This is a genomic window from Salmonella sp. SAL04196 (assembly GCF_046550835.1).
Lineage (GTDB): Bacteria > Pseudomonadota > Gammaproteobacteria > Enterobacterales > Enterobacteriaceae > Salmonella > Salmonella enterica.
On record NZ_JBGDXE010000002.1, the window covers coordinates 403584 to 416189 of the forward strand.

Here is a 12606-nt window from a genome sequence, read left to right on the forward strand (position 1 = left end):
CATGAACACCATACTTGCCCAACAAATCGCCAATGAAGGCGGCGTCGAAGCCTGGATGATTGCCCAACAGCACAAAAGCCTGTTGCGTTTTTTAACCTGTGGCAGCGTTGATGACGGTAAAAGTACGCTGATAGGTCGTTTGCTGCACGATACCCTGCAAATTTATGAAGATCAGCTCTCTTCTCTGCATAATGACAGTAAACGTCATGGCACGCAGGGAGAAAAACTCGATCTGGCGCTGCTGGTAGATGGGCTGCAGGCTGAGCGTGAGCAGGGCATTACTATTGACGTCGCGTACCGCTATTTCTCCACGGAAAAACGAAAATTTATTATCGCCGACACGCCGGGCCATGAACAATATACCCGTAATATGGCGACCGGGGCGTCCACCTGCGATCTGGCGATCCTATTGATCGACGCGCGTAAAGGCGTGCTGGATCAGACGCGTCGCCATAGCTTTATCTCCACTCTGTTGGGGATCAAACACCTGGTGGTGGCAATCAACAAAATGGATCTCGTTGACTACCGCGAAGAGACCTTCGCCCGTATTCGCGAAGATTACCTGACCTTTGCTGAACAGTTGCCAGGCGATCTGGACATTCGCTTTGTCCCGCTTTCGGCGCTGGAAGGGGATAATGTCGCCGCGCAGAGCGCGAATATGCGCTGGTACAGCGGTCCGACGCTGCTGGAAGTCCTGGAAACGGTAGACATACAGCGTGCGGTAGACCGTCAGCCGATGCGCTTTCCGGTACAATACGTCAATCGCCCGAATCTTGATTTTCGGGGGTATGCCGGCACTCTGGCGTCTGGTAGCGTCAAAGTCGGAGAGCGCATTAAAGTGCTGCCGTCCGGCGTGGAATCCAGCGTGGCGCGTATCGTCACTTTTGATGGCGATAAAGAAGAAGCCTGTGCGGGCGAAGCCATTACCCTGGTACTCAACGACGACATTGATATTAGCCGCGGCGATCTGCTGCTGGCGGCAAACGAGACGCTGGCACCTGCGCGTCATGCCGCGATCGACGTGGTATGGATGGCGGAACAGCCGCTGGCGCCGGGCCAAAGCTACGACGTTAAACTTGCGGGTAAGAAAACCCGCGCGCGTATCGAGGCTATTCGCTATCAGATTGATATCAACAATCTGACTCAACGAGACGTCGAGAGCCTGCCGTTAAACGGTATTGGTCTGGTGGAGATGACATTCGATGAGCCGCTCGCGCTGGATATTTATCAGCAAAATCCGGTGACGGGCGGGCTGATTTTTATCGACCGACTTTCTAACGTTACCGTGGGCGCTGGCATGGTGCGGGAACTGGACGAACGCGGAGCGACGCCGCCCGTGGAATACAGTGCGTTTGAGCTGGAGCTGAATGCGCTGGTACGCCGTCATTTTCCGCACTGGGACGCCCGCGATTTGCTGGGAGATAAACATGGCGCTGCATGATGAGAACGTGGTCTGGCACTCTCATCCCGTTACTGTCGCCGCCCGTGAACAGCTCCACGGCCACCGTGGCGTGGTGCTGTGGTTTACCGGGCTCTCCGGTTCGGGAAAATCAACGGTGGCCGGCGCGCTGGAAGAGGCGTTACATCAGCGTGGCGTCAGTACCTACCTGTTGGATGGCGATAATGTGCGCCACGGTTTGTGCTGTGATTTAGGCTTTAGCGATGCCGATCGCCAGGAGAATATCCGGCGGGTAGGCGAAGTGGCCAGTCTGATGGCGGACGCCGGTCTGATTGTTTTGACGGCATTTATTTCTCCGCACCGCGCCGAGCGGCAACTGGTAAAAGAGCGCGTCGGCCACGATCGTTTTATCGAGATTTATGTCAATACGCCGCTGGCTATCTGTGAACAGCGCGATCCTAAAGGGTTGTATAAAAAAGCGCGCGCGGGCGAGTTGCGTAACTTTACCGGCATCGACGCCATTTACGAAGCGCCTGACTCGCCCCAGGTTCATCTTAATGGTGAACAATTAGTAACAAATTTGGTTTCCCAATTATTAGACCTGCTGAGACGGCGCGATATTATCAGATCCTGAGACACCACCGGGCTTGTATGCCCGGTATGGTCAAGGTTACAGGATTTAATATGCGTAATAGCCATAACATTACTTTCACAAGGTCAGACGCCTTCATGGTCGACGATGACGCCACCAGTGCATTTCCGGGGGCGGTGGTCGGCTTTGTGTCATGGCTGCTGGCGTTGGGGATCCCTTTTCTGCTTTATGGCCCTAACACGCTGTTTTTTTTCCTCTATACCTGGCCCTTTTTCCTCGCGTTAATGCCGGTATCGGTGATTATCGGCATTGCGTTGCATTTGCTGGTAAAGGGCAAAATACTTTTTAGCATCATGTTTACTCTACTGGCCGTAGGCGCGCTGTTCGGCGCGTTATTTATATGGCTATTAGGGTAGACGGGTTATCACTGCGCCTCCGGTCATAATTCAAACCGTAACCAACAATGAGATTATGTTCTCCTTACTCGGGTATACGTAACATCCGGCAAATGTGGTACATTTGCCGGCGTTGTCGCGGCAATCCCGTCCTGAATGTGGAGTCACAGAGGACGTTATGGGATGATGATGCCGTTTTTCAGGGGGCAGGATGGGTAAACTAACGCTGCTGTTGCTGGCTTTACTGGTCTGGCTACAGTACTCGCTGTGGTTCGGTAAGAACGGCATACATGACTATAGCCGCGTCAACGATGATGTGGTCGCGCAGCAGGCGACAAACGCCAAACTTAAAGCGCGTAACGATCAGCTTTTTGCCGAAATTGACGATCTCAATGGCGGCCAGGAAGCGATTGAGGAGCGCGCGCGCAACGAACTTAGCATGACCAAACCGGGCGAAACCTTCTATCGTCTGGTGCCTGACGCCTCAAAACGCGCGGCAACGGCGGGGCAAACTCATCGATAAACCATCCAGGGATTTAACATGGCAGCCACTTTATTGGACGTTTGCGCCGTGGTGCCGGCTGCCGGATTTGGCCGCCGAATGCAAACAGAATGTCCTAAGCAGTATCTCTCAATCGGTAATAAAACCATTCTGGAGCACTCAGTTCATGCGCTGCTGGCGCATCCTCGGGTGACACGCGTTGTTATTGCTATCAGCCCTGGCGATCATCGCTTTGCCCAACTTCCGCTGGCGAATCATCCGCAAATCACCGTTGTGGATGGCGGCAACGAACGCGCTGATTCCGTTTTGGCCGGGTTACAGGCCGTTGCAAAGGCGCAGTGGGTGCTGGTGCACGACGCGGCAAGACCCTGTTTGCATCAGGATGACCTTGCGCGGTTGCTGACCATCAGCGAAAACAGCCGGGTCGGCGGTATCCTCGCCAGTCCGGTGCGCGACACCATGAAACGCGGCGAACCAGGGAAAAACGCTATTGCCCATACCGTAGAGCGCGCCGATTTATGGCACGCGCTCACCCCGCAGTTTTTCCCCCGCGAACTCTTGCACGATTGTCTGACGCGTGCGCTGAATGAAGGCGCGACCATCACCGACGAAGCGTCAGCGCTGGAGTATTGTGGTTTTCATCCGGCGCTGGTAGAAGGTCGCGCGGATAACATCAAGGTCACCCGTCCGGAAGATCTGGCGCTGGCGGAATTTTATCTGACCCGAACCATCCACCAGGAGAAAGCATAATGCGAATTGGACACGGTTTTGACGTACACGCGTTTGGCGGAGAAGGGCCGATTATCATTGGCGGCGTGCGTATCCCTTATGAAAAAGGGCTATTAGCGCATTCCGATGGCGATGTGGCGTTACATGCGCTGACCGATGCGCTGCTGGGCGCGGCGGCGCTTGGCGATATCGGCAAGCTCTTCCCGGATACCGATCCGGCATTTAAGGGAGCGGATAGCCGCGAACTACTGCGTGAAGCCTGGCGTCGTATTCAGGCGAAGGGGTACACCCTCGGCAACGTAGATGTCACCATTATTGCGCAGGCGCCGAAAATGCTGCCGCATATTCCGCAAATGCGCGTCTTTATCGCCGAAGATCTCGGCTGCCATATGGATGATGTTAACGTGAAGGCGACGACGACGGAAAAGCTCGGATTTACCGGACGCGGAGAAGGCATTGCCTGCGAAGCGGTCGCGTTGCTGATGAAGGCGGCGAAATGACAGAGTTTGACAATCTCACCTGGCTGCACGGAAAACCACAAGGTAGCGGATTGCTGAAAGCGAATCCGGAAGATTTTGTGGTGGTTGAAGATTTAGGCTTTACGCCGGATGGTGAAGGCGAGCACATTCTGCTGCGTATTTTGAAAAACGCTTGCAATACCCGTTTTGTCGCTGACGCGCTGGCGAAATTCCTGAAAATTCACGCTCGCGAAGTGAGCTTTGCCGGGCAAAAAGATAAACACGCCGTTACCGAGCAGTGGCTGTGCGCGCGCGTGCCGGGGAAAGAGATGCCCGATTTCAGCGCCTTTCAGCTGGAAGGTTGTAAAGTGCTGGAATACGCGCGTCACAAGCGTAAGCTGCGTTTAGGCGCGCTGAAAGGCAATGCCTTTACGCTGGTGTTGCGTGAAATAAGCGATCGCCGCGATGTCGAAACGCGATTGCAGGCGATTCGCGATGGCGGCGTGCCGAACTATTTTGGCGCACAGCGATTCGGCATTGGTGGCAGCAACTTGCAGGGCGCGCTGCGCTGGGCGCAAAGTAACGCGCCGGTGCGCGATCGCAATAAACGCAGTTTTTGGTTGTCGGCGGCGCGTAGCGCGTTGTTTAATCAAATTGTTCACCAGCGGCTGAAGAAACCAGACTTTAATCAAGTTGTTGACGGCGATGCGCTACAATTAGCGGGGCGTGGAAGCTGGTTCGTCGCGACATCTGAAGAACTGCCTGAATTGCAGCGCCGGGTAGACGAAAAAGAGCTGATGATTACAGCATCGTTGCCGGGCAGCGGAGAGTGGGGAACACAGCGTGCGGCGCTGGCGTTTGAGCAAGATGCCATTGCCCAGGAAACGGTGTTGCAATCGCTGTTGCTGCGCGAAAAAGTAGAGGCGTCGCGCAGAGCGATGCTGCTTTATCCGCAACAATTAAGCTGGAACTGGTGGGATGACGTTACCGTCGAGTTACGTTTCTGGCTGCCCGCAGGCAGTTTTGCCACCAGCGTAGTAAGGGAACTGATCAACACAATGGGTGATTATGCGCATATTGCTGAGTAACGATGACGGGGTTCACGCGCCCGGTATACAAACGCTGGCGAAAGCGCTGCGTGAGTTTGCTGATGTACAGGTCGTAGCCCCGGATCGTAACCGCAGCGGCGCGTCTAATTCCCTCACGCTGGAATCTTCGCTTCGTACTTTTACCTTTGATAATGGCGATATCGCCGTACAGATGGGGACGCCGACCGATTGCGTCTATCTGGGCGTTAATGCCTTAATGCGTCCGCGTCCGGATATTGTCGTTTCCGGTATTAACGCGGGTCCGAATCTGGGCGATGATGTGATCTATTCCGGTACAGTCGCCGCGGCGATGGAAGGTCGTCATCTCGGCTTTCCGGCATTAGCGGTCTCCCTTAACGGCTATCAGCATTATGATACGGCTGCAGCCGTGACTTGCGCGCTTTTGCGAGGGTTAAGCCGGGAGCCGTTGCGTACCGGGCGTATTCTCAACGTGAATGTCCCGGATCTACCGTTAGCGCAGGTTAAAGGCATCCGCGTGACTCGCTGTGGTAGCCGCCATCCAGCGGATAAAGTAATCCCGCAGGAAGATCCGCGCGGTAATACATTGTACTGGATTGGCCCGCCGGGCGATAAATACGATGCCGGGCCGGATACCGATTTCGCGGCGGTGGATGAAGGCTACGTCTCCGTCACGCCGTTGCATGTGGATTTAACCGCGCACAGCGCGCATGATGTGGTTTCAGACTGGTTAGACAGCGTGGGAGTTGGCACGCAATGGTAAGTGGACGTGTACAGGCTCTTCTTGAACAATTGCGCGCACAGGGCATCAGAGATGAGCTGGTGCTTAATGCGCTTGCCGCAGTGCCGCGCGAGAAATTTATTGATGAAGCGTTTGAACATAAGGCCTGGGAAAATATCGCTTTGCCGATAGGCCAGGGTCAGACGATTTCGCAGCCCTATATGGTGGCGCGAATGACGGAACTGCTCGAACTGACGCCGCAGTCCAGGGTGCTGGAAATTGGCACCGGTTCCGGCTATCAGACGGCGATTCTGGCGCATCTGGTGCATCATGTTTGTTCCGTTGAGCGGATTAAGGGGCTGCAATGGCAGGCGCGCCGCCGCCTGAAGCAGCTCGATTTACATAATGTTTCTACCCGTCATGGCGATGGCTGGCAAGGCTGGCAGGCGCGTGCGCCGTTTGACGCTATCATTGTGACGGCCGCGCCGCCGGAAATTCCTACCGCGCTCATGGCACAGTTGGATGAAGGCGGCATTCTTGTTCTGCCCGTGGGCGATGAGCAGCAGTTTTTGAAACGCGTGCGTCGCCGGGGCGGCGAATTTATTATCGATACCGTGGAGGCCGTTCGCTTCGTCCCGTTAGTCAAGGGAGAGCTGGCCTAGTTTGCCCTGCAAACACCCACTATTACGCCTGATGAAGCCGAAACGAATACCTGGAGTTTTCCTGGTTATTCCCGGTGGGTTAAGCGTATCGTGAACACATTTTCCCGTGTTCACTTAATGCGTTGCACGGTTCTTACGTCACTGGTTGTTAACCAAATTTTTTCCTGGGGGATAAATGAGCGCGGGAAGCCCAAAATTCACCGTTAGTCGCATTGCGGCACTATCACTGGTTTCACTATGGCTGGCAGGTTGTACCAGTTCGTCAAACCCTCCGGCGCCGGTTACGTCTGTGGACAGTGGTTCGTCATCAAATACCAATTCCGGGATGTTGATCACACCGCCGCCAAAAATGGGCGCGACGACGCAACAAACGCCGCAACAAGCGCCGCAAATTCAACCCGTTCAGCGTCCTGTAACGCAGCCCATGCAAACTCAACCGGTCGCGGAACAGCCCGTGCAGATGGAAAATGGGCGAATCGTATACAATCGCCAGTATGGGAATATTCCGAAAGGTAGCTATACGGGTGGCAGTACTTACACCGTGAAAAAGGGTGATACGCTTTTTTACATCGCCTGGATTACCGGGAACGATTTCCGCGATCTGGCCCAGAGAAACAGTATTTCTGCCCCGTATAGCCTGAATGTAGGGCAAACTTTGCAAGTTGGTAACGCATCCGGTACGCCAATTACTGGCGGAAATGCGATCACCCAGGCGGATGCAGCACAGCAAGGAGTTGTGACCAGGTCTGCACAAAATTCCACCGTTGCAGTTGCGTCTCAACCAACAATTACGTATTCTGAGGGCTCAGGTGAACAAAGTGCTAACAAAATGTTGCCAAACAACAAGCCTGCTGGGACGGTTGTCACAGCGCCTGTAACGGCACCAACGGTAAGCACGACCGAACCAAATGCAAGCAGTACGTCAACCAGCGCGCCGATTTCCGCATGGCGCTGGCCGACGGATGGCAAAGTGATCGAAAACTTTGGCGCTTCCGAAGGGGGCAATAAAGGGATCGACATTGCAGGCAGTAAGGGACAGGCTATCGTCGCAACCGCTGATGGGCGCGTCGTATATGCCGGTAACGCACTGCGTGGTTACGGTAATCTTATTATCATCAAACATAACGATGATTACCTGAGTGCCTACGCCCATAATGATACGATGCTGGTCCGGGAACAACAGGAAGTTAAGGCGGGGCAAAAAATCGCTACTATGGGTAGCACCGGCACCAGCTCTACACGCTTGCATTTTGAAATTCGTTACAAGGGGAAATCCGTAAACCCGCTGCGTTATTTACCGCAGCGATAAAGCGGCGGAACCAGGCTTTGACTTGCTAGTTCCGTCAAGGGATCACGGGTAGGAGCCACCTTATGAGTCAGAATACGCTGAAAGTTCATGATTTAAATGAAGACGCGGAATTTGATGAGAACGGAGTAGAGGCTTTTGACGAAAAAGCCTTGAGTGAAGAGGAACCCAGTGATAACGACCTGGCTGAAGAAGAGCTGTTATCGCAAGGGGCCACACAGCGTGTGTTGGACGCGACTCAGCTTTACCTTGGTGAGATTGGGTATTCACCACTGTTAACAGCCGAAGAAGAAGTCTATTTTGCGCGTCGCGCACTGCGTGGAGATGTCGCTTCTCGCCGTCGCATGATTGAGAGTAACCTGCGTTTGGTGGTAAAAATTGCCCGCCGTTATGGCAATCGTGGACTGGCGTTGCTGGACCTGATTGAAGAGGGCAACCTGGGGCTTATCCGTGCAGTCGAGAAGTTTGACCCGGAACGCGGGTTCCGCTTCTCAACATACGCAACCTGGTGGATTCGCCAGACAATCGAACGGGCGATTATGAACCAAACCCGTACGATTCGCTTGCCGATTCACATTGTTAAAGAGCTGAACGTATACCTGCGCACCGCACGTGAGTTGTCGCATAAACTGGACCACGAACCGAGTGCGGAAGAAATTGCAGAGCAACTGGATAAACCGGTTGATGACGTCAGCCGTATGCTTCGTCTCAACGAGCGCATTACCTCGGTAGACACCCCGCTGGGCGGTGATTCCGAAAAAGCGTTGCTGGACATCCTGGCCGATGAAAAAGAGAACGGTCCGGAAGACACCACGCAAGATGACGATATGAAACAGAGCATCGTCAAATGGTTGTTCGAACTGAACGCCAAACAGCGTGAAGTGCTGGCGCGCCGTTTCGGTCTGCTGGGATATGAAGCTGCGACACTGGAAGATGTAGGCCGTGAAATCGGTCTTACGCGTGAACGTGTTCGTCAGATTCAGGTTGAAGGCCTGCGCCGTCTGCGCGAAATTCTGCAGACGCAGGGGCTGAATATCGAAGCGCTGTTCCGCGAGTAAGTACCCTTGTCAAAAAAAGGCCAGTCGACAGACTGGCCTTTTTTTTACCGTTTGTCTTCTGCCAGCAGCGGCGGGATACTCGGCACCATTGGCGCGTTATCAATATCTTTTTGCGTCATGCGAAACGCTTGTGGATAGTGTTCGCGGCTGGTACGACGTAACGGTTCGGTATCGCGCCAGGTATACAGACAATGCTGACACTGATATACCGTCCAGACTCCTTTTACCGGCGAAGTCGCCATGAGTTCAATATGTGCATCGGCACAGCGTGGACAAATCATCGGTTGCTCCTTATTTACGGTTGGCCAGCATGGCGGTCAGCTTTTCAGCCCAGGCTTTAGTTTCCGGTAAATCAACAACCGGCTGGCTATAGTGACCACGGTTATCTGGCGCAACCGGCGTGGTGGCGTCAATGATCAGCTTGTCGGTAATCCCCGCCGGGCTTGAGCCCGGATCCAGTTCCAGGACGGACATATTCGGTAGCTGTACCAGATCGCCAGCCGGATTCACTTTCGACGACAACGCCCACATCACCTGTGGCAGATTGAATGGATCGACATCTTCATCGACCATGATCACCATCTTCACATATCCCAGACCGTGCGGCGTCGTCATCGCTCGCAGGCCCACCGCACGGGCAAAGCCGCCGTAGCGTTTTTTGGTTGAGATGATGGCCAGCAGGCCGTGGGTGTACATGGCGTTTACCGCCTGCACTTCCGGAAATTCGGCTTTCAACTGTTGATACAGTGGCACGCAGGTCGCCGGCCCCATCAGGTAGTCGATTTCCGTCCACGGCATCCCCAAATAGAGCGATTCAAAAATGGGTTTGCTGCGGTAAGAGACCTTATCGATACGCACCACGGTCATGTTGCGACCGCCGGAATAGTGGCCGGTAAATTCGCCGAACGGTCCTTCAATTTCACGTTTACGGCTTTCGATGACCCCTTCAAGAATGACTTCAGATCCCCACGGCACATCAAAACCGGTCAGCGGCGCGGTGGCGATAGGATAGGGGCTTTCACGCAGCGCGCCTGCCATTTCATACTCTGACTGATCGTATTTCAGCGGCGTTGCGCCCATCAGGGTAATGATCGGATCGTTACCCAGCGTGATCGCAATCGGCAGATCTTCCCCGCGCTCTTCGGCTTTGTGCAGGTGCAATGCGATATCATGCATCGGTACTGGTTGCAGACCCAGCTTACGCTTGCCTTTAACTTCCATACGGTAGATACCGACATTCTGCTTGCCGAAGTTATCGGGATCTAACGGATCGCGTGATACCACACAGGCTTTATCCAGATAGAATCCGCCGTCGCCGTCGTTCAGACGAAACAGCGGCAGAATATCAAACAGGTTGATCGCGTCGCCGTCGACGGTATTTTCCGCCCAGCCCGGATTGGCGCGGCGCTCCGGCGCTACCGGAAAATTGTCCCAGCGGCGAATAAATTCATCGATCTGTTTTTTAACCGGCGTGTTAGGCGGCAAACCCAGTGAGATGGCATGGTTCTGCCAGGAACCGATGGTATTCATCGCCACGCGGGCGTCGGTAAAACCACGAATATTGTCAAACCACAGCGCGGGCGCGCCATCGCCGATTCGTCCCGTTGCGTTGGCAGCGGCGGCGAGATCCGGCTCCGCATTCACTTCCTCGCTGATTTTCAGCAGTTGTCCCTGCTGATCCAGCGCATGTAAAAAACTGCGCAAATCATCAAATGCCATTATCCATTCTCCTGTGAAAAATTTGCTGCCTGTCGCAGTCCTTGCCAGCGGCGCGTGCGCGTATGCTCCAGACCAAACTGGTCGAGAACGCGCGCTACGATGTGCTGGATAATATCGTCAACGGTTTGCGGCAGGTTGTAGAACGCGGGCATGGGCGGCACTATCGCCACCCCCATACGAGAAAGCGCAAGCATGTTTTCCAGATGAATCGTGCTGAGCGGCATTTCCCGCGGCACAAGCACCAGCTTGCGACCCTCTTTCAACACGACATCGGCAGCGCGTCCCACCAGCCCCTCGGCATAGCCGGCGCGAACCCCCGCCAGTGTTTTCATACTGCAGGGGATAATAATCATGCCGTCGGTACGAAATGAGCCGGAGGAAATGGTCGCCGCCTGATCGGCCGGGCTATGACAATAATCTGCCAGGGCGGCTACCTCAGCGGGCGTGTAGGGCGTCTCCAGTTCAATAGTGGTTTTCGCCCACTTTGACATCACCAGATGCGTTTCAACATCAGGTATCGCCCGCAATGCCTGGAGTAGCTCGACGCCAAGCGGCGCGCCGGTCGCACCGGTCATCCCCACAATCAATCTCATTTCTTACCTCAAATATCGTTCGTATACGAACATTTTGATCAAAATACGCCCACACGGCCTTTGCGACAAGATCGCTCCCGACGCCTGCGCACGTTTAGCTAAAGCATTCGTCATTAAAAAACCGTGCATAAGTCGTTATGATAGAAAAAGTTAATTTATCCGGAGCGCTCATGGAGCTACGAAACACCGCGTTTCATCTGTTACGCCAACTTTTTCAGCAACATACCGCACGCTGGCAGCATGAACTACCGGAACTCACCAAACCTCAATATGCGGTGATGCGCGTTATTGCTGAACATCCGGGTATTGAACAGGTCGATCTGACCGAAGCGGCGGTTAGCACTAAAGCGACGCTGGCGGAGATGTTAAGCCGGATGGAAAATCGTGGGCTGGTAAAGCGAGAAAACGATCCGCTGGATAAACGTCGGCGTTTTGTCTATCTCACCGTTCAGGGCCAAACGTTGCTCGCCGCCGCGATACCACTGGGGGATCGCGTTGACGATGAATTTTTGGGGCGACTGAGCGCTGAAGAACGCGAACAGTTTACGCAACTGGTACGCAAGATGATGACGTAAGCGGCTTGCGCCGCTTCGCTATTGTTTGGCCATCAGCAGTGAGATATCCACTTTGGCCAGCGCCCGAATTGCGCTTTCCGGCAGGCCGTCATCGGTGACGATTTGGTTGAATTCCGCCAGCGGTAACGCCAGCCATGTAGCGACCTGGCCGTATTTGGTCGCGTCGCACACCAGAATTTTTTGGCGGCTGGCGCTGGCGACGGCCCGTTTCACCGTGACTTTATCTTCTGCCGGCGTTGAAATACCGCGCACGCTCCAGGAAGAGGCGGAAATAAAGGCCTGGTCAATCATCAACCCGCGCAAGAGCGTCGCCGCGGCTTCACCGACGCACGACCGGTTTTCCCGGCATACCGCCCCGCCAGTGTGAATAATTGTGCAATCGCTATTGTCCATCAGGTAATCGGCGATAACGAAATCATTCGTCACCACCGTAAGTTTATTCATCGTAACCAGCTGCCTGGCAATCGCCAGCGTGGTAGTACCTGCATCAAGGTAGATACAGCTTTCTGGCTGTACCAGGCTGGCGGCCAGTTTGCCAATCGCCGCTTTCTGCGGCGTCGCCAGTTCGGTTTTGATCTGATGCGAGGGTTCGTGCGCCACGCGAGTCGATGATTGCACGCCGCCAGAGACCTGGATTACCGCGCCTTGCTGCTCCAGTTTTTGTAAATCACGGCGGATAGTCATGTGGGATACATGCATGCGCTCGGTCAGCTCAGCGATACTGACGATGCCTTTCTCCGCCACCATATCAAGAATGATTTGTCGACGCTCAGTAGGTATCAACGTCTGCTCCTTTCTTTAGTCCTGTCGCGATTTTACGCGATTTCTCG

17 protein-coding genes are annotated in these 12606 nt (G+C 54.4%); 12 read left to right on the plus strand and 5 right to left on the minus strand.

Going from position 1 to position 12606, the window contains the following annotated elements; translation table 11 throughout:
- Position 1 precedes the first annotated feature (1 nt).
- From cysN to ACLJPE_RS11470, 9 genes are all read left to right on the plus strand, one after another.
- Entirely contained in the window at positions 2 to 1441 is a 1440-nt protein-coding gene (gene cysN, locus ACLJPE_RS11430; protein ID WP_001092256.1) for a sulfate adenylyltransferase subunit CysN, read from the plus strand.
- Complete coding sequence (cysC, locus tag ACLJPE_RS11435) at positions 1428 to 2033, plus strand: adenylyl-sulfate kinase (RefSeq protein ID WP_001173661.1); 606 nt, start codon at positions 1428 to 1430, stop codon at positions 2031 to 2033. Before cysN ends, cysC begins: the two co-directional genes overlap by 14 nt.
- Before the next feature lie 50 nt (positions 2034 to 2083).
- Positions 2084 to 2407, plus strand: coding sequence for a DUF3561 family protein (locus ACLJPE_RS11440; RefSeq protein WP_001537530.1), 324 nt, complete (start codon positions 2084 to 2086; stop codon positions 2405 to 2407).
- 190 nt (positions 2408 to 2597) lie between these two features.
- Positions 2598 to 2909 carry a cell division protein FtsB gene (gene ftsB, locus ACLJPE_RS11445; protein WP_000517480.1) on the plus strand — a complete coding sequence of 104 codons (312 nt, stop codon included), beginning with the start codon at positions 2598 to 2600 and terminating at the stop codon, positions 2907 to 2909.
- Positions 2910 to 2927: 18 nt separating this feature from the next.
- Positions 2928 to 3638 carry a 2-C-methyl-D-erythritol 4-phosphate cytidylyltransferase gene (gene ispD / locus ACLJPE_RS11450; protein WP_000741653.1) on the plus strand — a complete coding sequence of 237 codons (711 nt, stop codon included), beginning with the start codon at positions 2928 to 2930 and terminating at the stop codon, positions 3636 to 3638.
- Positions 3638 to 4117 carry a 2-C-methyl-D-erythritol 2,4-cyclodiphosphate synthase gene (ispF, locus tag ACLJPE_RS11455; protein ID WP_001219244.1) on the plus strand — a complete coding sequence of 160 codons (480 nt, stop codon included), beginning with the start codon at positions 3638 to 3640 and terminating at the stop codon, positions 4115 to 4117. Before ispD ends, ispF begins: the two co-directional genes overlap by 1 nt.
- On the plus strand, positions 4114 to 5163 hold the full coding sequence (truD, locus tag ACLJPE_RS11460; protein ID WP_031601825.1) for a tRNA pseudouridine(13) synthase TruD: 1050 nt from the start codon (positions 4114 to 4116) through the stop codon (positions 5161 to 5163). Before ispF ends, truD begins: the two co-directional genes overlap by 4 nt.
- Positions 5144 to 5905 (plus strand): 5'/3'-nucleotidase SurE, encoded by a 762-nt coding sequence (gene surE / locus ACLJPE_RS11465; protein ID WP_001221538.1) that lies wholly within the window; start codon positions 5144 to 5146, stop codon positions 5903 to 5905. Before truD ends, surE begins: the two co-directional genes overlap by 20 nt.
- On the plus strand, positions 5899 to 6525 hold the full coding sequence (locus ACLJPE_RS11470) for a protein-L-isoaspartate(D-aspartate) O-methyltransferase (RefSeq protein ID WP_000253542.1): 627 nt from the start codon (positions 5899 to 5901) through the stop codon (positions 6523 to 6525). Before surE ends, ACLJPE_RS11470 begins: the two co-directional genes overlap by 7 nt.
- A gap of 138 nt (positions 6526 to 6663) precedes the next feature.
- On the opposite strand, the gene ACLJPE_RS11475 is transcribed toward ACLJPE_RS11470, so the two are convergent.
- Complete coding sequence (locus ACLJPE_RS11475) at positions 6664 to 6822, minus strand: peptidase (protein ID WP_223148970.1); 159 nt, start codon at positions 6820 to 6822, stop codon at positions 6664 to 6666.
- Between ACLJPE_RS11475 and nlpD the strand changes: the two genes are divergently transcribed.
- The gene (gene nlpD, locus ACLJPE_RS11480; protein ID WP_223151197.1) at positions 6752 to 7834 is read left to right on the plus strand and encodes a murein hydrolase activator NlpD; all 1083 of its coding nucleotides are present in this window, start codon (positions 6752 to 6754) and stop codon (positions 7832 to 7834) included. The two genes, ACLJPE_RS11475 and nlpD, sit on opposite strands and share 71 nt — an antisense overlap.
- Before the next feature lie 62 nt (positions 7835 to 7896).
- Positions 7897 to 8889 carry an RNA polymerase sigma factor RpoS gene (gene rpoS / locus ACLJPE_RS11485; RefSeq protein ID WP_000081498.1) on the plus strand — a complete coding sequence of 331 codons (993 nt, stop codon included), beginning with the start codon at positions 7897 to 7899 and terminating at the stop codon, positions 8887 to 8889.
- 44 nt (positions 8890 to 8933) lie between these two features.
- On the opposite strand, the gene ACLJPE_RS11490 is transcribed toward rpoS, so the two are convergent.
- From ACLJPE_RS11490 to ACLJPE_RS11500, 3 genes are read right to left on the minus strand one after another with little or no spacing between them, the layout of a single operon-like run.
- A complete protein-coding gene (locus ACLJPE_RS11490; protein WP_000562967.1) occupies positions 8934 to 9170 on the minus strand; it encodes a non-oxidative hydroxyarylic acid decarboxylases subunit D in 237 nt (78 codons plus the stop codon).
- Positions 9171 to 9180: 10 nt separating this feature from the next.
- Entirely contained in the window at positions 9181 to 10608 is a 1428-nt protein-coding gene (locus ACLJPE_RS11495) for a non-oxidative hydroxyarylic acid decarboxylases subunit C (protein WP_000863168.1), read from the minus strand.
- Complete coding sequence (locus tag ACLJPE_RS11500) at positions 10608 to 11201, minus strand: non-oxidative hydroxyarylic acid decarboxylases subunit B (protein ID WP_001237181.1); 594 nt, start codon at positions 11199 to 11201, stop codon at positions 10608 to 10610. The genes ACLJPE_RS11495 and ACLJPE_RS11500 overlap by 1 nt, the downstream gene beginning before the upstream one ends.
- Before the next feature lie 170 nt (positions 11202 to 11371).
- Between ACLJPE_RS11500 and ACLJPE_RS11505 the strand changes: the two genes are divergently transcribed.
- A complete protein-coding gene (locus tag ACLJPE_RS11505) occupies positions 11372 to 11776 on the plus strand; it encodes a MarR family winged helix-turn-helix transcriptional regulator (protein WP_000423338.1) in 405 nt (134 codons plus the stop codon).
- Positions 11777 to 11794: 18 nt separating this feature from the next.
- Here ACLJPE_RS11505 and ygbI read toward each other — a convergent pair whose 3' ends face one another.
- The gene (ygbI, locus tag ACLJPE_RS11510) at positions 11795 to 12559 is read right to left on the minus strand and encodes a DNA-binding transcriptional repressor YgbI (RefSeq protein WP_000613179.1); all 765 of its coding nucleotides are present in this window, start codon (positions 12557 to 12559) and stop codon (positions 11795 to 11797) included.
- Positions 12560 to 12606: the final 47 nt, after the last annotated feature.